The sequence below is a fragment of the Streptomyces sp. NPDC048291 genome (assembly GCF_043201715.1).
Taxonomy (GTDB): Bacteria; Actinomycetota; Actinomycetes; order Streptomycetales; family Streptomycetaceae; genus Streptomyces.
Window position 1 is genome coordinate 121,048 of the sequence record NZ_JBICZC010000013.1, and the last position, 22,128, is coordinate 143,175.

Here is a 22,128-nt window from a genome sequence, read left to right on the forward strand (position 1 = left end):
CGGTACGGCCCCGGAGGCAGCGCCTCCGGGGCCGTACCGCGTCACAGGCGGCGGCCCACGATCCGGGCGAAGCCGAGCAGCTGACCCCGGTCCGCCTCCAGCAGTTCGACCGACTCCCGGGCCATCCTGGCCATCTCCGGGTCCGGGCTCTCCGCGGCGCACACCTCGCTCCACAGCAGCCAGTCGCGCCAGCCGTCCTCCAGCCAGTCGGCGGCCTCGACCTGCACGGCCCCGCTGCGGGTCCAGTGCCGGTGCCACCAGCCGGGGGAGTGGAACGCCCAGAAACCCGGGTCCCAGTGCGCCTTCAGGTGCTCGGGGGGCTCGGATCCGGCCGGTTCCTCGCGCACCGCGGGCACGACGACCCCGATCCGGCCGCCGGGCTTCAGCAGCCGGGTGAGCGTGGGCAGATAGAGGTCGGCGGTGCCGAAGTACTGGTAGGCGTCGACCGAGACGATCGCGTCGAAGCTGCCCTCGGCGAAGGGCAGGTCGTGCGCTTCCACGTGCACCGGCTGCACGCGGTCGGCGAACCCCGCCTCGGCGATCCGCCCGGCGTTGTCGTCGGGCCTGATCCACAGGTCCGCCGCGGTGACCTGCGCGTGGAACTCCCTGGCCAGGAAGATCGAGGTCATCGCCCGGCCGCAGCCCAGGTCGAGCACCCGCGCGCAGGGGCGCAGGGCGTCCAGGCCCAGGGCAGGGGCCAGCCACTCCAGCAGCCACAGGGCGTGCGGGCCCATCTGGTTCTCGACGGCCCACCGGGCGTCGTAGGTGCTGCTGAGCGGATACCGGGGGAGGGTCAGACGGTCAGTGAGAGGGGCGTCCTTCGACGGTGCGGGAGAGACGGCGTCGGACATGGCTGAACGGGCTCCTTGTGATCTTCGTAGTGGAAGGCGATGCGTAGGAGCTCATTCGAACCGTCAAACAATGCACCCGCTTCGGTCGCCGGCGAGGGGCCGGTCAGGGCTGACCAGCGGAAGCTAGCAGTTGTTCATCTGGTTCGCAGCCGTTTCCCTCAGGTGCGGGTACTACGCTCGCCCGCCATGACCGCACACGCCGAATCCGACGCCGAACCCGAGATACCCGGGGTGGAGGCCGCGGACGACGAGGACGAGGACCTCTACGAGGACGCCCGTCGGGCCCGCTGGACCGCCACCGTGACCGGGGCGCTGCTGGCCCTGATGGGGCTCACCGCCGCGCTGATGAGAGTGGGCGGGGGCGTGCCCGCGCTGGTGCCCGCCGCCTACGGCTCCGGATCCGCCGTGTGCGTGTTCGCGGCGGCACTCGGGTCCCGCGGCCGTACCCGCTGGGCCCTCTGGCTGATGATCCTGGGCACCATGGTGATGGCGCTCGGCGACCAGTTCGACTGACGCACCGCCCCGGACCGGCCGCGGACCGGCCCCGGACCGGCGCCGGGCCGCCCGGTCGGCGCGCCGCGCATGAGAGGCTCGACACGCCGGTCAAGGACGTGGTGGAACTGGAGAAGCACGATGTACGCGATATCCCTGGGTGACGACGGCGCCGAGCTGCGCCCGCTGGAGCCCTGGCACGCCGAGGAGTTCCTGGCCCACCTGGAGCGCGGGCGGGAGTTCATCGGGCAGTTCATCGCGTTCGGCACCAGGGAGAAGGACGTGCCGGCCGCACGGGCCATGCTCCAGCGGTACGCCGACATGCGGGCCGCCGACACCGGCTCCCTGCACGGCCTGTGGCTGGAGGGCACGCTCGTCGGCGGGGTGCTCTTCCTGAACTTCGACGCCGAACACGGGAACACCGAGGTCGGCTGCTGGCTGGAGCCGGCCGGCACCGGGCGCGGACTCGTCACGCGCGCGATGCGGGTACTGCTCGACTTCGCGGTCGAGCAGCGCGGCATCCACCGCATCGAGTGGGTCGCCGCCTCGGGCAACGAGCCCAGCCTGAACGTGGCCCGGCGGCTGGGGATGACCCGCGATGGCGTACGCCGTCAGGCGCACCCCTATGGTGGCCTACGGCACGACCTGGAGGTGTGGTCGATCCTCGCCCCGGAATGGCGTGAAGCACGCGCGCGTGTCACAGCGAACGATCATTAAGACGCCTCTCAGACAGGATCCGTACGGTGCCGGACATGGGAACCAAGACAGCTGACGAGACCGGTGCCGCGACGGGCGCCGAAGCGACGACCGACGAGGAGAAGGTGAGCGTCACCAAGAACGCCGATGACGCGTCGGAGCCCGGCACCGAGGCCGCCGACGGCACGGACGCCGACCTCGCCGCGGAGAACGCGGACGACGACGAGGACGCCGAGGACTTGGCGGACGACGACGCCGACCTCGCCGCGGACCTGGCCGAGGCCGAGGGCCCGTCCGGGGTCGGCCAGGGCGCCGGTGCCGTCGTCTCCGTCGCGCTCGGCCTGGTCTCCCTCACGGGTGGCTGGATCGGTACGGTGGCCGCCGCCCGCGAGACCCTCGTCGGCCAGCTCCAGACCTCGTCGACCGCGAGCGTCGCCACGCAGGTCAAGGAGGTGTACGGCGACGCGTGGGCGACCACAGCGCTGTGGGCCGGCTTCTTCGCGCTGGCCGCGCTGCTCACCGCCGTCGTGGTGCTGGCCCGGCCCGCGTTCGGTACCCCCGGCAAGTCGCAGGCGCCGTGGATCAAGTCGGTCGCCTGGGCGGGTGTCGCGCTCGGCGTCATCGGCCTGCTGCTGGCCGTCCTCAAGTACTCCGACGCGCTCCTCGGCCTGCCGTCGACCAGCTGAGCCGACTGCGGGGGCTCAGCTCAGAAGCCCAGGTCGGAAGGGGCCTTAGGGCGTCCGTAAGCACCTTACGGACGGTCTGAGGCCCCTTACGCGTGTCCGGGGTCCGGCGGCCCCGCGAAGATGCGGAACTCTCCCGATGTGGCGCACCCCCCTGGGAGACGAAGGTGGAGGCATCGCGGAAAGCGAAGCACAACCACCGACTCTCACAAGGGACACCATCATGTTCGAGTACGAACTCCACCGGATCCGCTCCGCCGAACTGCGCCGGCAGGCCGACGACGCCCGCCTCGCCCGCGAGGTCGTCCGCTCCCGCCGCGCCGCCCGCCGCGAGGCCCGGGCGGCCGGGGCGGCGGGAGCCGCCACGGCGGCGCAGGAGGCCCATACCGACCGCCGCGGCCGGCGCCGGCTCCCGCGCGCCGCGTGACCACGGGACGCCCGGGCGGGGCAGACCGCCCGGGGAACGGGACCGGGCACGGGACTGGGCACGGGACCGAGAAGGGGACCGGGAACGGGGAAGCCGGTGGCCGCACGGGGGTCGGCCACCGGCTTCTGCCGTCTCCGCCCACCGGTACGACGAGCGCACCGGTGCTGTGGAAAACCGCTGCCGTGGACTCCGGGCCCCATGCGATGCTCTGGCCTGTGGAAACCAGGTCCGTGAGTCCCGTGTTCGTAGGCCGCAACGACGAGTTGGACACACTGAACGACGCGCTGGAGCGTGCCGGGGCCGCCGAGCCGCAGGCGCTGCTGCTCGGCGGCGAGGCCGGCGTCGGCAAGACCCGGCTGGTCGAGGAGTTCGCCACCGCCGCCTGCCGTCGCGGCGCGGTGGTCGCCCTGGGCGGCTGCGTGGAGATCGGCGCCGACGGCCTGCCGTTCGCCCCCTTCTCCACCGCCCTGCGCGCGCTGCGGGCCGCCCTGCCCGACGAACTGGCCGAGGCCGCCGCCGGCCAGGAGGACGAGCTGGCCCGGCTGCTGCCCGAGCTCGGCGAGGCCACCTCCGGCCGCCACGACGAACAGGGCATGGCCCGCCTCTTCGAACTCACCGCGCGCCTCCTCGAACGGGTCGCCGCCGAGCGCACGGTGGTCGTCGCCCTGGAGGACCTGCACTGGGCCGACGCCTCCACCCGCCATCTCCTCGCCTACCTGCTGCGCACCCTGCGCACCGGCCGGCTCGTCGTCCTCGCCACCTACCGCTCCGACGACATCCACCGCCGCCACCCGCTGCGCCCCCTGCTCGCCGAACTCGACCGGCTGCGTACCGTCCGCCGCCTCGAACTCGCCCGGTTCACCCGCGAGGAGGTCGGCCGCCAGATCGCCGGCATCCTCGCCGCCGAACCCGACCCCGCCCAGGTCGACGACATCTTCGAACGCTCCGACGGCAACGCCTTCTTCGTCGAGGAACTGGCCGTGGCCGGCGCCGAAGGCTGCTGTACCGGGCTCACCGACTCACTGCGCGACCTGCTGCTGGTCCGGGTCGAGGCGCTGCCCGAGAGCGCCCAGCGGGTCGCCCGGATCGTCGCCGAGGGCGGCTCCACCGTCGAGTACCGGCTGCTCGCCGCCGTCGCCCAGCTCGCCGAGGACGACCTCATCGAGGCGCTGCGGGCCGCCGTCGGCGCCAACCTGCTCACCGCCACCCCCGCCGGCGACGGCTACCGCTTCCGGCACTCCCTGGTCCGCGAGGCCGTCGCCGACGACCTGCTGCCCGGCGAACGCTCCCGGCTCAACCGCCGCTACGCCGAGGCCCTGGAGGCCGACCCCCAGCTGGTGCCGGCCGACGCGCGCGTGACCCGTCTGGCCAGCTACTGGTACCAGGCCCACGACCCGGCCAAGGCCCTGCCCGCCGCCCTCGACGCCTCCGTCGTGGCCCGCCGCCGGCACGCCTACAGCGAGCAACTGCGACTCCTGGAGCGGGCGATGGAGCTGTGGGACACCGCCCCCGAGGAGGTCCGCGCGGCCCTGCGCCCCGTCGACTACACCGACGTCTACCCTCCCCCACTGCCCGAAAGGCGTGGGGGGACCCCCAGCGGCTGCGATCCCGCCACCACCCCGCTGCGCTACCTCGACCTGATGGCGGAGGCGGCCGTCGCCGGCCGCTTCTGCGGGGAGCGCGAACGAGCCCTGAAGATCACCAAGAAGGCGCTGCGGATCCTCCAGGACGAGCACGACCCGCAGCGCGCCGCCTGGTTCTGGGTGCAGCGCTCCCGGCTGGTCCAGGGCCTCGCCCGCGGCGACGGCTGGCAGGAGCTCGGCACCGCCCAGGATCTGGTGCGCGGCCTCCCGCCGTCCGAGGTGCACGCCGACGTGCTGGCCAACGCCGCCGCCTGGTCCATGCTGCACGAGCCCGGCCCCGAGGCCTTCGCCGCCGCCGAACGGGCCGTGGAGTACGCGCGGATGGTGGGCGCCCGGGAGATCGAGCTCAACGCGCGCGTCACCCTGGGCACCCTCATGGTCGACGCGGGCGACGTCGACGACGGCCTCGCCGAGCTGGAGCGGGTCAAGGACGCGGCGCTCCAGGAAGGCGTCGCCCATGTCGCTGGCCGCGCCTACACGAACCTCCCCTCCGAGCTGGAGTCGGTGGGCCGCTCCCGCGAGGCGGTGCCGATCCAGCGCGAGGGCATCGCCTTCGCCCGCAGATACGGCCTGCTGGACTCCGAGGCATGGGTCTGGGGCAACCTCTCCGAGTCGCTGTACGCGCTCGGCCAGTGGGACGAGGCCGCCGAAGCAGCCGCGGGCGCCCTCGGCTCCGCGGCCAGCGCCAAGCCCCGGGGCGCCGGGGCCCTGCACCTCGCCCATATCGCCCTCGCCCGGGGCGACACGGCCGAGGCCGCCCGCCGGCTGGCCGTCGCGCGCGCCCACTACGGCACCCACGACCCGATGCCCCAGGCCCAGCTGCCCGTCGCCCGGATCGCGATCGGCGTCGCCGCCGAGGAGGGCAGGATCCTCGACGCCCGCGCCGAGCTGGACCGCTCCCTGGCGGCCGGCTTCCCGCCCGGCACCCACCGCTACGGCTGGCCCCTGCTGCTGGCCGCCGCCACCGCCGAGGCCGACGCCCGCGCCCTGCCCGCGGCGGCCGAGGGCCGGGCCGAGGCGCTCGACCGGCTCGCCGAGGCCGCCCGCAAGCTCACCACCGGCGCGCCCCTGTGGCAGGCGTACGAGCGCTGGACCCGCGCCGAGCTGCACCGCGCCCGGGGCACCGCCACCGCCCTCGTCTGGTCGGACGTGGTCACCGACTTCGAGCGTCTGGACCGCCCCTACGACCTCGCCCGGGTCCGCCGCCGCCTCGCCCAGGCCCTCCTCGAAGAGGCCACCGGCGACGACGAACGCGACCGCGCGACGGAACTCCTCCGGCTGGCCGGGGCCGTCTCCGACCACCTCGGCGCCCGCCCGCTCGCCGAGGCCGTCGCCCTCCTCGCCCAGCGCGCCCGCCTCATCCTCACCCCCCGAGCCGCCGCCCGCCGGGCCCTCGACCCCGCCGAGAGCCTCGGCCTCACCAGCCGCGAGCGCGACGTCCTGCGCCTGGTCTCGGCCGGCCGTACCAACCGCCAGATAGCCGAGGAGCTCTTCATCTCCCCGAAGACCGCGAGCGTCCACGTCTCGAACATTCTGGGCAAGCTGGGCGTTGCAGGGAGGGGCGAGGCGGCGGCGGTGGCACACAGACTGGGGATGTTCCCCGCCGAGGCCCTCGACCCGACCAGGTAGGGGACCGGCAGAGGAGGCACCGTGTTCAACATGTTCGAGGAGCTGTTCGCACCCGGCCGCAAACACACCCACGAGGAGCAGAAGCGGCTGGAGCTCACCCGGGAGGACGTGGGGGACACGGATCCCGGACGCGGACCGATAGACCTCGCGTCCGGCAAGGTCGTCATACGGGTTCCCCAGGAGGAGCCCGCGGTGGACACCGTTGCCGACTCCGACTCCGACTCCGACTCCGACGCTGACGCGGACCCCGGCGCGGACTCCGGGGACGGCGGGGCGTGAGCGGTACCGCCCCGGCCCCGCCTACTTCACCGCCAGTTCCAGGATCCGGTCGTCGCCCGTCTTCGGCTTGCCCCGCCCGTCGGTGTTGCTGGTCACCAGCCACACCTTGTCGCCGCCGGCCGCCACGACCGTGCGCAGGCGGCCGTACTCGCCGGTGAGGAAGGCCTGCGGAGCCGCGGCGGCGGTCGTGCCGTCCAGCGGGATGCGCCACAGCCGTTGGCCCTTCAGCCCCGCCATCCAGATGACGCCGTCGACGTAGGCGATGCCGCTCGGGGATGCGTCGTCGGTGTGCCACTGCGCGATCGGGTTGACGTACTTCGGGTCGGACGACTTCCCCTCCGCGTCCGGCCACCCGTAGTCGCCGCCGGGCTTGATCGCGTTCAGCTCGTCCCAGGTGTCCTGCCCGAACTCCGAGGCGAACAGCCGCTGCTTGTCGTCCCAGGCGAGGCCCTGCACGTTGCGGTGGCCGTAGGTGTAGACGGGGGAGCCCGGGAACGGGTTGCCGGGGGCCGGGTCGCCCTCCGGCGTCAGCCGCAGGATCTTGCCGCCGAGCGACTTCCTGTCCTGCGCGAGTCCCCGCTGTCCGCTCTCCCCGGTCCCCGCGTAGAGCATGCCGTCCGGGCCGAAGGCGATCCGCCCGCCGTTGTGGATGAACCCCTTGGGAATCCCCTTGAAGATCGTGTCGGGGGCGCCCAGCTGCTCCTTGGCCGGCTTGCTCTCGTCCCAGAGCATGCGGACGATCCGGTTGTCGGAGGCCGACGTGAAATACGCGTAGATCATGTGGTCCGAGGCGAAGTCGGGGGAGAGCGCGATCCCCAGCAGACCCCCCTCACCGGCCGCGGACACCCCGGAGACGACCCCCAGCTCGGTGATCTTCCCGGTCTTCTCGTCGACCTTGCCGATCGTCCCGTCGTCCCGGTCGGAGACCAGCAACCCGGACCCGTCCGGCAGCGGCGCGAGCCCCCACGGCGACTTCAGCCCCTCGGCGACGGTACGCACCACCGTGACCGACCCCTTGGCGGGCGCGGCCGACTCCGATGCCCCGGCGGACGCGGAGGCCGCTCCGGACCCACTCGCCGACGACCCGCCGGCCCAGGACGGCGTGGGCAGGTCCCCACCCCCGCCCCCGGCGGAGCACCCTGCCACCAGCAGGAGTCCAGCCGCAGCCAACAAGGCGGGCACACCTCGACGTTGCACGATCACAATCCCTTCGACCAGCCCCCGACCCCTCCGCCCGACGGTAGTACAACGCGCCCCGTAAGGGGCGCGGGGAACTGCGCGACCAGCCCCCACGGCGCCGCACCCGACCGACGACAGATCGCGGCTCATCCCAATGCGCGCTCAGTCCCAAGAACCCTGCGCAGCAGGCAGCCCACTCAACTCCGCCAGATCCGCCACCGACAGCCGGACCTCCACGGAACCGGCGTTCTCGGCCACCCACTTCCCCCGCTTCGTCCCCGGCACCGGCACCACATGCGCCCCCTGCGCCAGCACCCACGCCAGCGCCACCTGAGCCGCGGTGACACCACCGCCCCCCTGCCGGCCCGCAACCCTCCGCAACCCCGCCACGATCGGCTGGTTCGCCGCCATCATCTCCGCCGTGAAGCGAGGGTGCCGCGCCCGCAGGTCGTCGGGCTCGAACCCCTCACCCGGCGTGAGCGTCCCGCTCAGGAAGCCGTTGCCGAGCGGCATCGCCGCGAGGAACCCCACCCCCCGCGCCGCGCACCACGGCAGCAGCGACTCCAGTGCCTCCGGCGACCACACCGACAGTTCCGCCTCCACCGCGCTCACCGGAAACACCTGCTGCACCCGCTGAAGCTGCCGCAGGGTCGCGTCATGCAGTCGCGCGCCGGACCTGCGCCCCCCACGCGCCCCCACGGCGCACAACCCCAGCGCCCGCACCTTCCCCGCCTGCACCAGTTCCGCCATCGCGCCCCAGGTCTCCTCGACGGGAACCTCGGGGTCCGCGCGGTGCAGCTGGTAGAGGTCTATGACATCGGTCTGCAGCCGGCGCAGCGACGCGTCGCAGGCCCGTTTCACATAGCCGGGGCGGCCGTTCGCCACGATGTGCTGGTCGCCCACCAGCAGCCCCACCTTCGTCGACACGAAGGCCTCCGCACGCCGCTCCCTGAGCACCCGCCCCAGCAGCAGCTCGTTGGTGAACGGGCCGTACATGTCGGCCGTGTCAAGGAGCGTCACGCCCAGATCCAGCGCCTCGTGCACCGCTCTCGACGACTCGTCACCCCGCTGGCGCGACCCGCTGTACGCCCAGCTCATCGGCATGCACCCGAGTCCGACGGCTCCCACCGCGAGCGCCCCCGCGCCGATCGTCCTGCGCTCCACCAGCCCGTGAACCTCCTTCTTGGGCCCCCAACCTAACCCGGTCGCCCGAACACCTCTGACATAGCCTCCTGCCCATGACCTCTGACGTGTGGCTCCCCATCCCCCCGGCCGAGATCCAGGGGCTCCCGGAAGGTCCCCATTACCTCTTCTGGGACGGCGACCAGGACTTTCCCGCGGACCCCGCCGACTGCGCCGTGTACGTCGTCCCCTACATGAAGCGGCAGCCCGTCAAGGTGCGGCCGCTGCGGGGGATGCGCAACGTCCGCCTCATCCAGACCCTCACCGCAGGCGTCGACGACATGACCGCGGCCCTCGACCTGATCGCCCCCGGCGTGCAGCTCTGCAACGCGCGCGGGGTGCACGAGGCGAGCACCGCCGAACTCGCGCTCACCCTCACCCTCGCGTCCCTGCGCGGCATCCCGGGGTTCGTCCGGGCCCAGCGGCAGGAGCACTGGCAGAGCGGCTTCCACCAGGCCCTGGCCGACAAGTCCGTCCTCATCGTCGGCTACGGCGCCATCGGTTCGGCCATCGAGGACCGGCTCGTGCCCTTCGAGGTTGCGCGGGTGGCGCGCGTCGCGCGCTCCGGGCGCGCCTCGGCGCGCGGTCCCGTGCATCCGCTCACCGAACTGCCGAATCTGCTTCCGGAAGCCGATGTCGTCATCCTTGCCACGCCCCTCACGGACACCACGCGTGGCCTGGTCAACGCGGAGTTCCTCGCGCGGATGAAGGACGGCGCCCTGCTCGTGAACATCGCGCGCGGGCCCGTGGTGGATACCAAGGCCCTCCTCGCCGAACTGGAGAGCGGTCGCCTCACCGCCGCCCTGGACGTCACCGACCCCGAGCCGCTGCCGGCCGGACACCCCTTGTGGCAGGCGCCCGGAGTGCTGATCAGCCCTCATGTCGGCGGCCCCACCTCGGCCTTCCTGCCGCGCGCCAAGCGGCTCGTCACCGATCAGTTGAACCGCTACGTGAACCGGGAACCGCTGCGGAACGTGATTTTGACGACGGGATCCACCGACAACTGACCATCACGGCAATACGCGTGTAATCCGCTTCCGGTACGGTCCGCAACCTTCCGGGCGCGGTGTGTGCCGACATAGCCGCTGGTCGTCACGGAGCGTAGAGAAGCTATGTCCCTGAGTGACGAGACTGGTGTATCGTCCCGGAAGGGGCTGCGCCGCGTACCGAACGGCGCCGGGGATGGACATTTCAGATTTGTGAGGGGGGCGACGGGCGATGCACGGCCTATGGACGAACGATCCGACGCGGCGGAGCCGCCGGCGGCGACCCTGGCGCACGGCTGCGCGCAGACGCGGCCACCACACCAGCCATCACCACCACCGCAGGCACAGCGGACGCAGGAGGCACGCTCACCCAGCGCACCGGGGCCCACGGGACCCGGGAGCGGCGCAGACCGGGAGCATCCGGTGACAGCGCCGACGCCCGTGACGACCACCCTCCCCGGAGCGCTGCGGGCGCAGTCTCCGGCGGGGACGCCGCACCCCCGGCCGCCGGCCACCGGCGGCGGGACCGGTATGGTCCGCCAACTCGTCCTGGCCCTGATCTGCGCGGGATACGCCGTCGGTTCCGCGCTCGACTGGGGCTCGAACCAGATCGCCCTGTTCATGGGCGACTTCGGTCTGACCGCGGCCGCCGGCACCGCCGCCGTGTCGTGCTTCTTCTACGCCCGCTCCCCGCGGGTCCGCTTTCGACCTGCCTGGCTCCTGTTCGCCCTCTCCTCGGCGATGGCGGCCCTGGGCAACGCGGTCTGGGGGTGGTACGAGGTCGTGCTCCACCGGCCCGTGCCCAGCCCCAGCTACGCCGACCTGTTCTTCCTCTGCTTCGCGCCGCCCGCCATCGTCGGCCTGCTGGTGCTGGCCAAGCGGCCGGTGACCAAGGCCGGCTGGATCTGCCTGGCGCTGGACGCCTGGCTGATCGGCGGCTCGCTGCTCACCCTGTCGTGGAGCCTCGCGCTCGCCCAGGCCGCCCGGTTCGACGGGCCCAGCGTCGCGCACACCGCGCTCTCGCTGGCCTACCCGCTGCTGGACATCGCCCTGGTCAGCATGGTGCTCGCCCTGCACTTCCGGCGCTCGCCGGGCAACCGCACCGCGGTGAACACCGCGATCGGCGCCCTCGCCCTGACCGTGATGTGCGACGCGCTGTTCACCTCGCCCCTGCTGCACAGCAGTTACCGCTCCGGCCAGCTGCTGGACGCGGGCTGGTTCGCCGGTTCGCTGCTGCTCGCGTACGCCCCCTGGGCCGCCCCCCGGCCGCAGGGCGCGCAGGATCCCGAGGGGCACACGCGGGTGGTCCACGAGCACGTGCCCGGCGGCCGTGCCCCGGCGGCCAAGCAGCCGCCGGCGCCCGCCCCGGGTGGTGATCACAGCCGGTACCCGGCGGGCCGCCCGATCACCGGCTCGCTGGCCGCGCTCACCCCGTACCTGGCCGCCGCCGTGTGCACCCTGGGCATCCTCTACAACGTCCTCAACGGCCGCAGCCCGGACCACGTCGTCCTGATCACCGCCGGCTGCGTGGTCCTCGCGCTCGTCGTGCGCCAGGGCATCATGCTGCTCGACAACATCACCCTCACCCAGGAACTGGCGCAGCAGGAGAACCACTTCCGCTCCCTGGTGCAGGGCTCCAGCGACGTCATCATGATCGCCGCGCCCAGCGGCATGCTCCGCTACGTCTCCCCGGCCGCCGTCGGGGTCTACGGCCGGTCCGCCGAGGACCTGGTGGGCTCGGAACTGGCCAACCTCATCCACCCGGAGGACCTGGGCTGCGTGGTGCACGAGGTGCGCCGTTTCCTCGCCGCCAGCTCGCAGGACGAACCCACCACCCGCATCGAGTGCCGGTTCCGCTCGGGCGAGGGCGGCTGGCTCAACGTCGAGTCCACCGTCAACCGCCATCACGGCGGCCTCATCTTCAACAGCCGGGACGTGACCGAAAGAGTGCGTCTGCAGGCGCAGCTCCAGCACAACGCCGAGCACGACCCGCTCACCGACCTGCCCAACCGCGCCCTGTTCACCCGGCGGGTCCAGCAGGCCCTGTCCGGCCGCCGTTCCTCCGACCGGGGCCCGGCCCTCAGGAACACGGCGGTGCTCTTCATCGACCTGGACGGGTTCAAGGCCGTCAACGACACGATCGGGCACCAGGCCGGGGACGAACTGCTCGTCCAGGCCGCCCGCAGACTCCAGGACGCGGTCCGCCAGGGCGACACCGCGTCCCGGCTGGGCGGCGACGAGTTCGCGGCACTGATCGTCGGCGACGGCACCCGTGACCGCAGTGCCCGGGAGCGGCACATCCTGGAGCTCGCCGACCGCCTCAGGGTGACCCTCTCCCAGCCGTACGCCATTGACGGCAACGATGTCCGTGTCAACGCGTCCATCGGTGTCGCCTTCGCCGAACCGGGCCTCGGCGCGGGCGAGTTGCTGCGCAACGCCGACCTGGCGATGTACCGCGCCAAGTCGGCCGGGAAAGGCCGCGTCAAGCTGTACAAGCCGCAGATGCAGCAGGACGTCGTACGCAAGGCGGAACTGGCCACCCGGCTGCGGGCCGCCCTGCACGACGGTGAGTTCGCGCTGCTGCACCAGCCCGTGGTGAGCCTGGACAGCGGCCGGATCGAATCGGTCTGCGCGCAGGCCCGCTGGCGCTCCTCGCAGGGCGTGCTGTTCACGCCGGCCGAGTTCCTGCGGGTCGCCGAGGACAGCGACAAGACGGCCGAGCTGGACCGCTGGATCCTCCAGGAGGCGGTCGAGCAGGCCGCCGAGCGGGCCGCGAGCGGGCTCGTGGTGCCGGTCGCCGTCCGGACGTCCGCCCGGCGGCTGCTCGACCGGTCCTCGCCGCTCGGCTCCGTGGAGGCCCTGCTCACCCGGCACGGGCTGCCCTCGGGGGCGCTGCTCCTTGAGCTGTCCGACACCGACCCCAGGGTCCCGCTGGACGAGCTGGAGCGGCGGCTGACCGCGCTCAGCCGGCACGGTGTCCGGATCGCACTGGACGGCTTCGGCAGCGGCTACGCGGCGATCACGGCCCTCCGCAAGCTCCCCGTCGACGTGCTCAAACTCGACCGCAGCCTGGTCGAGGGGGTCGTCGAGTCGGCCCGGCTGCACAAGATCACCAGCGGGCTGCTGCGGATCGCCTGCGACCTGGGCCTGGAGTCCGTGGCCGAGGGCGTGGACCTGCCCGAGCAGGTCACGGTGCTCCGCGCGATGGGGTGCACGCACGGGATGGGCATGGCCTTCTCCGGCCCGGTGGACGAGTACCGGCTGCGCCGGGCGCTCGGTTCCGGCCACTATCCGGTTCCGCACGCCCCGGCCGAGCCCGCCTTCGCGGGCGGCGTGAGAGAGCCGGAGGGGCGCGTCGGTGTCGAGGGCGCGACCGCGCGGAGGCCCGAAGGGTTGAGCACGGTCGTGGCCTCGACACCGACTGGAGCGCCCCGGAGGTGAGCGAACGATGAAAGGGGGCGCGGGGGTGTACACCGGAGGTGTGCCCGCCGGTGTACCGGCCGTGCTCGGAGGCGGAAGTGGCCTACGCTCACATAATGAGACTCCCGTCCCACCCACTTGACACGTGGTGCGCGTCGGAGGGAGGGTCAGTTCCATGCGCACCCGAATTCTCGTACTTGGACAGCGCGTCGGCTGAGCTGGGACCCACCGGAGGACGATCCGGAACCCCCAGCGACCTCACCGGCGCGCTCCCCTCGCTTGCCTTTTGGCACGAGGGGTTTTTTGTTGCACCAGCACCACTCGTACAGCATGCGTACGGCAGCAGAAATCCGTACGAACCTCGCAAAAACCCTCAGCATCGAGAAGAGAATGCCGATGACCGAGCAGAGCGCCGCGGCCCACCATCCGCAGCCGCGGCCCCGTTCCGGAGGACAGCAGCCCGCCCCCGTCGAGCACGTCACGGGTGCGAAGTCCCTCATCCGCTCGCTTGAGGAGGTCGGCGCTGACACGGTATTCGGCATCCCCGGCGGCACGATCCTGCCCGCCTACGACCCGCTGATGGACTCCACCCGGGTGCGCCATGTCCTGTGCCGGCACGAGCAGGGCGCCGGACACGCGGCCACCGGCTACGCGCAGGCCACCGGCAAGGTCGGCGTCTGCATGGCGACCTCAGGTCCCGGTGCCACCAACCTGGTGACGCCGATCGCGGACGCGAACATGGACTCGGTGCCGCTCGTGGCGATCACCGGCCAGGTGGTCTCCGCGGCGATCGGCACGGACGCCTTCCAGGAGGCGGACATCGTCGGCATCACCATGCCGATCACCAAGCACAGCTTCCTGGTCACCAAGGCCGAGGACATCCCGCGGATCATCGCGCAGGCGTTCCACATCGCCTCCACCGGCCGTCCGGGCCCGGTGCTCGTGGACATTCCCAAGGACATCCTCCAGGCGAAGACCACCTTCTCCTGGCCGCCGGTCATGGACCTGCCCGGCTACCGCCCGGTGACCAAGCCGCACGCCAAGCAGATCCGCGAGGCCGCCAAGCTGATCACCGCCGCGAAGCGGCCCGTCCTCTACGTCGGCGGCGGTGTCATCAAGGCCGGCGCCACCGCCGAACTGAAGGTCCTCGCCGAACTCACCGGAGCGCCCGTCACCACCACCCTGATGGCGCTCGGCGCGTTCCCCGACAGCCACCCGCTGCACGTGGGAATGCCGGGCATGCACGGTGCGGTCACCGCCGTCACCGCGCTGCAGAAGGCCGACCTGATCGTCGCCCTCGGAGCCCGCTTCGACGACCGCGTCACCGGCAGGCTGGACAGCTTCGCCCCGTACGCCAAGATCGTCCACGCCGACATCGACCCCGCGGAGATCGGCAAGAACCGCGCCGCCGACGTGCCGATCGTCGGTGACGCCCGCGAGGTCATCGCCGACCTGATCCAGGCGGTGCAGAAGGAGCACAGCGAGGGCCACCAGGGTGACTACACCGCCTGGTGGAAGGACCTGAGCCGCTGGCGCGAGACCTACCCGCTCGGCTACGACCTGCCGGAGAACGGCTCGCTCTCCCCGCAGCAGGTCATCGAGCGGATCGGACAGCTCGCCCCGGAGGGCACCGTCTTCACGGCGGGCGTCGGCCAGCACCAGATGTGGGCCGCGCACTACGTGCAGTACGAGAAGCCCGCCACCTGGCTGAACTCCGGCGGCGCCGGAACCATGGGCTACGCGGTCCCGGCCGCCATGGGCGCCAAGGCCGGCCAGCCCGGCAGGACCGTCTGGGCGATCGACGGCGACGGCTGCTTCCAGATGACCAACCAGGAACTCACCACCTGCGCCCTGAACAACATCCCGATCAAGGTCGCCATCATCAACAACGGCGCCCTCGGGATGGTCCGCCAGTGGCAGACCCTCTTCTACAACCAGCGGTACTCCAACACGGTGCTGCACTCCGGGCCCGACGACGTCAACCCGGACGCCCGCGGCACCCGGGTCCCCGACTTCGTCAAGCTGTCGGAGGCCATGGGCTGCCACGCGATCCGCTGCGAGTCCCCGGAAGACCTCGACAAGGTCATCGAAGAGGCGAACTCCATCAACGACCGCCCCGTCGTCGTCGACTTCATCGTCCACGAGGACGCCATGGTGTGGCCGATGGTCGCCGCCGGCACCTCCAACGACGAGATCATGGCCGCCCGGGACGTCCGCCCCGACTTCGGCGACAACGAAGACGACTGAGCGAGAGACGTAAGAGAGAGACGCAGAAGAATATGTCCAAGCACACGCTCTCCGTCCTGGTGGAGAACAAGCCGGGCATCCTCGCCCGGATCGCCGCCCTGTTCTCCCGCCGCGGCTTCAACATCGACTCGCTCGCCGTCGGCGTCACCGAGCACGCCGACATCTCCCGCATCACGATCGTGGTGAGCGTCGAGGCGCTGCCCCTCGAACAGGTCACCAAGCAGCTCAACAAGCTCGTCGAGGTGCTCAAGATCGTCGAACTGGAGCCGGGTTCGGCCGTTCAGCGGGAACTCGTTCTGGTGAAGGTGCGCGCCGACAACGAGACGCGCTCCCAGATCGTCGAGATCGTCCAGCTGTTCCGGGCCAAGACCGTCGACGTCTCCCCGGAGGCCGTCACCATCGAGGCCACCGGCAGCAACGAGAAGCTGACGGCCATGCTCAAGATGCTGGAGCCGTTCGGCATCAAGGAACTGGTGCAGTCCGGCACCATCGCGATCGGACGCGGGGCCCGTTCGATCACCGACCGGTCGCTGCGCGCCCTCGACCGATCTGCGTAAGGCTTGAGCAAGGTCCGACACGGGCGGCCGGCGATCCGTCCCCGGCTCACCGGCCGCCCGTATACCGAGACCCCGAAACTTCCCCTCCGCCCACCGGCATACGGTGGGACGCAACACCTGCACACCAAGGAGAGAACCCAAAGTGGCCGAGCTGTTCTACGACGCCGACGCCGACCTGTCCATCATCCAGGGCCGCAAGGTCGCGGTCATCGGCTACGGCAGCCAGGGTCACGCCCACGCGCTGTCGCTGCGCGACTCGGGTGTCGACGTGCGTGTCGGTCTGCACGAGGGCTCCAAGTCCAAGGCGAAGGCCGAGGAGCAGGGCCTGCGCGTGGTGACCCCGGCCGAGGCCGCCGCCGAGGCCGACGTCATCATGATCCTCGTCCCGGACCCGATCCAGGCCCAGGTCTACGAGGAGTCCATCGCCCCGAACCTGAACGACGGCGACGCCCTGTTCTTCGGCCACGGCCTGAACATCCGCTTCGGCTTCATCAAGCCCCCGGCCGGCGTCGACGTCTGCATGGTCGCCCCCAAGGGCCCGGGTCACCTGGTCCGCCGCCAGTACGAGGAGGGCCGCGGCGTGCCCTGCATCGTGGCCGTCGAGCAGGACGCCACGGGCAACGGCTTCGCGCTGGCGCTGTCGTACGCGAAGGGCATCGGCGGCACCCGCGCCGGCGTCATCAAGACGACCTTCACCGAGGAGACCGAGACCGACCTGTTCGGCGAGCAGGCCGTCCTCTGCGGTGGCACCTCCGCCCTGGTCAAGGCCGGTTTCGAGACCCTGGTCGAGGCCGGCTACCAGCCGGAGATCGCCTACTTCGAGTGCCTGCACGAGCTGAAGCTCATCGTCGACCTGATGTACGAGGGCGGCCTGGAGAAGATGCGCTGGTCGGTCTCCGAGACCGCCGAGTGGGGCGACTACGTCACCGGCCCGCGGATCATCACCGACGCCACCAAGGCCGAGATGAAGCAGGTCCTCGCCGAGATCCAGGACGGCACCTTCGCCCGCAACTGGATGGACGAGTACCACGGCGGTCTGAAGAAGTACAACGAGTACAAGAAGCAGGACTCCGAGCACCTGCTGGAGACCACCGGCAAGCAGCTGCGCAAGCTGATGTCCTGGGTGAACGAAGACGCGTGAGCCCCAGGTGACAGGGCCGGGGCGAGCCGCCCCGGCCCTGTTGTCCGCCCCGTCGAATCTCGGACGGGTGATCCTTCCGCAGAGGCGCAGGACGACTCCTGCCACGCCACTACACTGCCGTACTACATACGCGTCAGGCCCACAGCGTCGTGCGTCTCCACGCGGCTAGCCAACCTCCACCGCCTGCGGCCGTCGGGACGGCCGTCCGCATTGGACATGTGAGGACTCACGTGAGCTCGAAACCTGTCGTACTCATCGCTGAAGAGCTGTCGCCCGCCACCGTCGACGCGCTGGGCCCGGACTTCGAGATCCGGCACACCAACGGAGCAGACCGAGCCGAACTGCTCCCCGCCATCGCCGACGTGGACGCGATCCTGATCCGCTCCGCCACCAAGGTCGACGCCGAGGCGATCGCCGCGGCGAAGAAGCTGAAGGTCGTCGCACGAGCCGGCGTCGGCCTGGACAACGTCGACGTCTCCGCCGCCACCAAGGCCGGCGTCATGGTCGTCAACGCGCCGACCTCGAACATCGTGACCGCCGCCGAACTGGCCTGCGGTCTCCTCATCTCCAGCGCCCGCCACATCCCGCAGGCCAACTCCGCGCTGAAGAACGGCGAGTGGAAGCGCAGCAAGTACACGGGCGTCGAGCTCGCCGAGAAGACCCTCGGTGTCGTCGGCCTCGGCCGCATCGGCGCCCTGGTCGCGCAGCGCATGTCCGCCTTCGGCATGAAGGTCGTCGCGTACGACCCCTACATCCAGCCCGCCCGCGCCGCTCAGATGGGCGTCAAGGTGCTGTCCCTGGACGAGCTGCTCGAGGTCGCCGACTTCATCACCGTGCACCTCCCGAAGACCCCGGAGACGGTCGGTCTGATCGGCGACGAGGCGCTGCGCAAGGTCAAGCCGTCGGTGCGGATCGTCAACGCCGCGCGCGGTGGCATCGTCGACGAGGAGGCGCTGTACGCGGCGCTGAAGGAGGGCCGGGTCGCCGGCGCCGGCCTCGACGTCTACAGCAAGGAGCCGTGCACCGACTCCCCGCTGTTCGAGCTCGACCAGGTCGTCTGCACCCCGCACCTCGGCGCCTCCACCGACGAGGCCCAGGAGAAGGCGGGCATCGCCGTCGCCCGGTCCGTGCGCCTCGCCCTCGCGGGTGAGCTGGTCCCGGACGCGGTCAACGTCCAGGGCGGGGTCATCGCCGAGGACGTCAAGCCGGGCCTGCCCCTCGCCGAGCGCCTCGGCCGCATCTTCACCGCGCTCGCCGGTGAGGTCGCGGTCCGTCTCGACGTCGAGGTGTACGGCGAGATCACCCAGCACGACGTGAAGGTGCTGGAGCTCTCGGCGCTCAAGGGCGTCTTCGAGGACGTCGTCGACGAGACGGTGTCGTACGTCAACGCGCCGCTGTTCGCGCAGGAGCGCGGTGTCGAGGTGCGCCTCACCACCAGCTCGGAGTCGACCGACCACCGCAACGTGGTCACCGTCCGCGGCACTCTCGGCAACGGCGAGGAGGTCTCGGTCTCCGGCACGCTGTCCGGCCCGAAGAACCTCCAGAAGATCGTCGCGGTCGGCGACTACGACGTCGACCTCGCGATCGCCGACCACCTGCTGGTGCTGCGGTACGAGGACCGGCCGGGTGTCGTCGGCACCGTCGGCCGCATCCTGGGCGAGGCCGGGATCAACATCGCCGGCATGCAGGTCGCGCGTGCGGCGGCGGGCGGCGAGGCGCTGGCCGTCCTGACCGTCGACGACACGGTGGCCGCCGGCGTGCTGGCCGAGGTCGAGGCGGAGATCGGGGCCACGTCGGCCCGTTCGGTCAACCTCGTGTAACAGCCACTTCCGCGAACGGCGGGCGGGCTGACGCAAGTCAGCCCGCCCGCCGTTCGCATGTCCTGCTACTTACCGGGCTTCCGCAGCGTCACCCCCGCCCCCACCGCGGCCAGCGTCAGCAGCACCGCCCCCGCGATCGCCGCCCCCTGCATCCCGCTGGTGAACGCCTCCCGTGCCGTGCGGGTCAGGGCCTCTCCCGCGGGCCCCGGCAGCCGGCCCGCCGCGGCCAGGGCGCCGCCCAGGGTCTCGCGGGCGCCGGCCGGGGCCGTGGCCGGCATCCGGTGGCGGTAGAGCGCCGTGCCGATCGAGCCCAGTACCGCCATGCCGAGCGCACCGCCGAACTCCGCGGCCGTCTCAAGGAGCGAGGACGCCGTCCCGGCCCGTTCCACCGGCGCGCCGGTCATCGCGAGGTCGGTCAGCTGGGCGACGATCGCGACCATCCCGCAGGCGAGGACGCCGGCGGCGGTCAGCACCAGCCACAGCGAGTCGGTGCCGACCAGGGCGAGCAGCACGAACCCGGCGGCCATGGCCGCGAAGCCGCCGGCGACGACGTACCCGCGGTCGGCGCCCCGCTGCACCAGCTGCGCCGTGAGCGGCCCCGCGGCCCCGATGAACACCGAGGGCAGCAGACTCCACAGCGCCGCCGCGAGCGGGCTCATCCCGAGGACCGACTGCAGGTACTGGGTGGTGAAGATCGCCGAGCCCATCATCGCGAGCGAGGCGACCAGGTTCAGGACCAGCGCCGGGGTGAAGCCCCGGCCCGTCAGCAGGGCCGGCGGGATCAGCGGGGAGCCGGTGGTGCGCTGACGGTGCACGAAGAGGGCGGCGAAGAGCAGGCCGACGGCGACCGAGACGACGTACAGCGGGTGCCAGCCCTCGGAGGGGATCTCCTTGACGCCGTAGACCACGGGGAGCACGGCGGCCATCGAGAGCGGGACGCTCAGCCAGTCGAAGCGGCCGGGGGAGGGGTTCCGGGACTCCGGGAGCAGGAACGGGCCGACGAGCAGGAGCAGGGCCATCGCCGGGAGGTTGACCAGGAAGACCGAGCCCCACCAGAAGTGCTCGACGAGGATCCCGCTCATCACCGAGCCGAGTGCGATCCCGCCCGTCATCACGCCGGACCACAGGCCGATCGCCTTCGCGCGCTGGCCCGGGTCGGTGAACATCGTGCGCAGCAGCGCCATCGTCGACGGCATCAGGGTCGCGCCGCCGATGCCGAGGACCGCGCGGGCGGCGATCAGGGTTCCGGCGCTGTCCGCGTAGGCGGCGAGCAGCGAGGCGCCGCCGAAGGCCGCGGCGCCGAACAGCAGCAGGCGGCGCCGGCCGATGCGGTCGCCGAGCGCGCCCATCGTCATCAGCAGGCCGGCCAGGACGAAGCCGTAGACGTCGAGGATCCACAGCTGCTGGGTACCGCTCGGCGCCAGGTCCGCGCCGATTGCCGGGAGGGCGAAGTAGAGGACGGAGACGTCCATCGAGACCAGCAGCAGCGGCAGCATCAGCACGCCGAGCGCCGTCCATTCGCGGCGCCCGGCAAGGGAGTTGGTCTCGGGTGTGGTCGTGCTCGTGGTCGTGGCCGTGCTCGGCGGGTTCGTCATGCCAAGGAATGTACGGGCGTATTAAACGCGTGTCTAGAACGAATGTATAAGTCATTCGTCTAGGACGGCTGTATGGATCCCGGGGTAGGGTGGCCGCATGGGACACCGTGAGGATCTGCTCGAAGGCGCCAAGCGCTGCCTGCTGGAGAAGGGGTTCGCGCGGACCACGGCGCGCGACATCGTCAAGGAGTCGGGGACCAACCTCGCCTCCATCGGCTACCACTACGGCTCCAAGGACGCGCTGCTCGCCCAGGCCTACATCGCGCTGGTGGAGGAGCTGTCCTTCGAGGGCGGCGACGGGGGACCGACCGGGGCGCCCGGCTCCCTCGAACGCTTCCGCGAGGTCTGGACGAACATCGTCGCCAGCATGCGCGAGCCCGGCACGATGTGGCGGCTGAGCGTGGAGATCATGGCGATGGGCGATCAGCTGCCCGAGGTGCGCGACCAGTTGGCCCGCGCCCAGCGCGAGGGCGGCCGTGGACTGACCTCGCTGATGATGGGCGTACCGGAGGAGGAGGTCTCCGACGAGACCGCCGACACCCTCGGCCGCTTCTACATGACCCTGATGTCCGGCCTGATCTCGGCATGGACCTTCGACCCGAAGACCGCACCCGACGGCGACGCGCTCACCGAGGGGCTGCGGCAGATCGTCGAGGCCGCGAACCGGAGTTGACGCGGCGGAGCCGCCGGCGCGCGGGTCAGCCGAGCGGGTACGTCAGCACGGCGCGGGCCGGGAACCGGAGCGCGTCGTCGTACAGCGGCGACCGCTCGACGGTGACCCGGACGCCGTCGGCGGGGCGGTAGTACCAGACGGGACTCTGCAGGGCGGGTCCGCACAGGCCGTCGGGAAGCTTGTACGGCTCGCCCGCCACACCGACGCTGCCGTGCCGCTCGTCGAACAGGTCCGCGCCCGCCGGCACGATGCCCGCGCCGCGCAGGAAGTCGGAGAGCAGGCCGCTCCGGAAGGACAGGACGGCCCTGCCGTTCCGGGTGAAGTAGTGGACGTCGGCGGCGTCGGAGGGGATCGGCGTGCCGTGGACGAGGATCCGCTCCGGCAGCCGCTGCTCGCTGCCGGCGCAGGCCCGGTCGTCGCCGAGCGGGTGGGGCAGGTCGTCCCGGAAGAGCCAGACGGCCCCGGAGGCGCACCCCGCGAGGGCGAGTGCGCCGATGCCCAGCGCGGCGGCCCGGCGGCCCGGCCCGAGCTGTCTGCGTCCCCCGCTCTCCTCGGCCGCTCTCGGTTCGCCGGCCTCGCCCTGCCGTATGTCCGGACCCGATTCACCCATGTCCGCCCCCGCCGACAT

The 22,128-nt window shown here is 71.8% G+C and carries 18 protein-coding genes; 13 read left to right on the forward strand and 5 right to left on the reverse strand.

Annotated features, from left to right (window positions below):
- Positions 1-41: 41 nt before the first annotated feature.
- Positions 42-851, reverse strand: coding sequence for an SAM-dependent methyltransferase (locus tag ACGF5O_RS33180; protein WP_393813592.1), 810 nt, complete (start codon positions 849-851; stop codon positions 42-44).
- 186 nt (positions 852-1,037) lie between these two features.
- Between ACGF5O_RS33180 and ACGF5O_RS33185 the strand changes: the two genes are divergently transcribed.
- The 6 genes from ACGF5O_RS33185 to ACGF5O_RS33210 all read left to right on the forward strand — a co-directional run bounded on the left by ACGF5O_RS33185 (position 1,038) and on the right by ACGF5O_RS33210 (position 6,700).
- Positions 1,038-1,364: a hypothetical protein gene (locus tag ACGF5O_RS33185; RefSeq protein WP_393813593.1), complete on the forward strand. Its 327-nt coding sequence runs from the start codon at positions 1,038-1,040 to the stop codon at positions 1,362-1,364.
- Between the two features lie 120 nt (positions 1,365-1,484).
- Positions 1,485-2,060 carry a GNAT family N-acetyltransferase gene (locus ACGF5O_RS33190; RefSeq protein ID WP_393813594.1) on the forward strand — a complete coding sequence of 192 codons (576 nt, stop codon included), beginning with the start codon at positions 1,485-1,487 and terminating at the stop codon, positions 2,058-2,060.
- A gap of 35 nt (positions 2,061-2,095) precedes the next feature.
- On the forward strand, positions 2,096-2,725 hold the full coding sequence (locus tag ACGF5O_RS33195; protein ID WP_393813595.1) for a hypothetical protein: 630 nt from the start codon (positions 2,096-2,098) through the stop codon (positions 2,723-2,725).
- A gap of 220 nt (positions 2,726-2,945) precedes the next feature.
- Positions 2,946-3,149 carry a hypothetical protein gene (locus ACGF5O_RS33200; protein WP_393813596.1) on the forward strand — a complete coding sequence of 68 codons (204 nt, stop codon included), beginning with the start codon at positions 2,946-2,948 and terminating at the stop codon, positions 3,147-3,149.
- Between the two features lie 203 nt (positions 3,150-3,352).
- Positions 3,353-6,421: an AAA family ATPase gene (locus ACGF5O_RS33205; protein WP_393813811.1), complete on the forward strand. Its 3,069-nt coding sequence runs from the start codon at positions 3,353-3,355 to the stop codon at positions 6,419-6,421.
- Positions 6,422-6,442: 21 nt separating this feature from the next.
- On the forward strand, positions 6,443-6,700 hold the full coding sequence (locus ACGF5O_RS33210; protein ID WP_393813597.1) for a DUF6191 domain-containing protein: 258 nt from the start codon (positions 6,443-6,445) through the stop codon (positions 6,698-6,700).
- A 21-nt stretch (positions 6,701-6,721) separates the two neighbouring features.
- Here the strand turns inward: ACGF5O_RS33210 and ACGF5O_RS33215 are convergent, their stop codons facing one another.
- On the reverse strand, positions 6,722-7,882 hold the full coding sequence (locus ACGF5O_RS33215; RefSeq protein ID WP_393813598.1) for a PQQ-dependent sugar dehydrogenase: 1,161 nt from the start codon (positions 7,880-7,882) through the stop codon (positions 6,722-6,724).
- A 159-nt stretch (positions 7,883-8,041) separates the two neighbouring features.
- Entirely contained in the window at positions 8,042-9,043 is a 1,002-nt protein-coding gene (locus ACGF5O_RS33220) for an aldo/keto reductase (protein ID WP_393813599.1), read from the reverse strand.
- Between the two features lie 74 nt (positions 9,044-9,117).
- Here ACGF5O_RS33220 and ACGF5O_RS33225 point away from each other — a divergent pair, with 74 nt between their 5' ends.
- From ACGF5O_RS33225 to serA, 6 genes are all read left to right on the forward strand, one after another.
- Positions 9,118-10,068, forward strand: a complete 951-nt coding sequence (locus ACGF5O_RS33225) for a 2-hydroxyacid dehydrogenase (RefSeq protein WP_393813600.1) — start codon at positions 9,118-9,120, stop codon at positions 10,066-10,068.
- A 222-nt stretch (positions 10,069-10,290) separates the two neighbouring features.
- Entirely contained in the window at positions 10,291-13,488 is a 3,198-nt protein-coding gene (locus tag ACGF5O_RS33230) for a putative bifunctional diguanylate cyclase/phosphodiesterase (protein ID WP_393813601.1), read from the forward strand.
- Between the two features lie 375 nt (positions 13,489-13,863).
- Positions 13,864-15,714 carry an acetolactate synthase large subunit gene (locus ACGF5O_RS33235; RefSeq protein ID WP_393813602.1) on the forward strand — a complete coding sequence of 617 codons (1,851 nt, stop codon included), beginning with the start codon at positions 13,864-13,866 and terminating at the stop codon, positions 15,712-15,714.
- A gap of 32 nt (positions 15,715-15,746) precedes the next feature.
- Positions 15,747-16,271: an acetolactate synthase small subunit gene (gene ilvN, locus ACGF5O_RS33240; RefSeq protein ID WP_362325683.1), complete on the forward strand. Its 525-nt coding sequence runs from the start codon at positions 15,747-15,749 to the stop codon at positions 16,269-16,271.
- 142 nt (positions 16,272-16,413) lie between these two features.
- A complete protein-coding gene (gene ilvC / locus ACGF5O_RS33245; protein ID WP_393813603.1) occupies positions 16,414-17,412 on the forward strand; it encodes a ketol-acid reductoisomerase in 999 nt (332 codons plus the stop codon).
- 230 nt (positions 17,413-17,642) lie between these two features.
- Complete coding sequence (gene serA, locus ACGF5O_RS33250) at positions 17,643-19,232, forward strand: phosphoglycerate dehydrogenase (protein WP_393813604.1); 1,590 nt, start codon at positions 17,643-17,645, stop codon at positions 19,230-19,232.
- 65 nt (positions 19,233-19,297) lie between these two features.
- On the opposite strand, the gene ACGF5O_RS33255 is transcribed toward serA, so the two are convergent.
- The gene (locus ACGF5O_RS33255; protein ID WP_393813605.1) at positions 19,298-20,827 is read right to left on the reverse strand and encodes an MFS transporter; all 1,530 of its coding nucleotides are present in this window, start codon (positions 20,825-20,827) and stop codon (positions 19,298-19,300) included.
- Between the two features lie 97 nt (positions 20,828-20,924).
- Here ACGF5O_RS33255 and ACGF5O_RS33260 point away from each other — a divergent pair, with 97 nt between their 5' ends.
- Entirely contained in the window at positions 20,925-21,500 is a 576-nt protein-coding gene (locus tag ACGF5O_RS33260) for a TetR/AcrR family transcriptional regulator (RefSeq protein ID WP_393813606.1), read from the forward strand.
- A 25-nt stretch (positions 21,501-21,525) separates the two neighbouring features.
- Here ACGF5O_RS33260 and ACGF5O_RS33265 read toward each other — a convergent pair whose 3' ends face one another.
- Positions 21,526-22,110: a hypothetical protein gene (locus ACGF5O_RS33265; RefSeq protein WP_393813607.1), complete on the reverse strand. Its 585-nt coding sequence runs from the start codon at positions 22,108-22,110 to the stop codon at positions 21,526-21,528.
- Between the last annotated feature and the right edge of the window lie 18 nt (positions 22,111-22,128).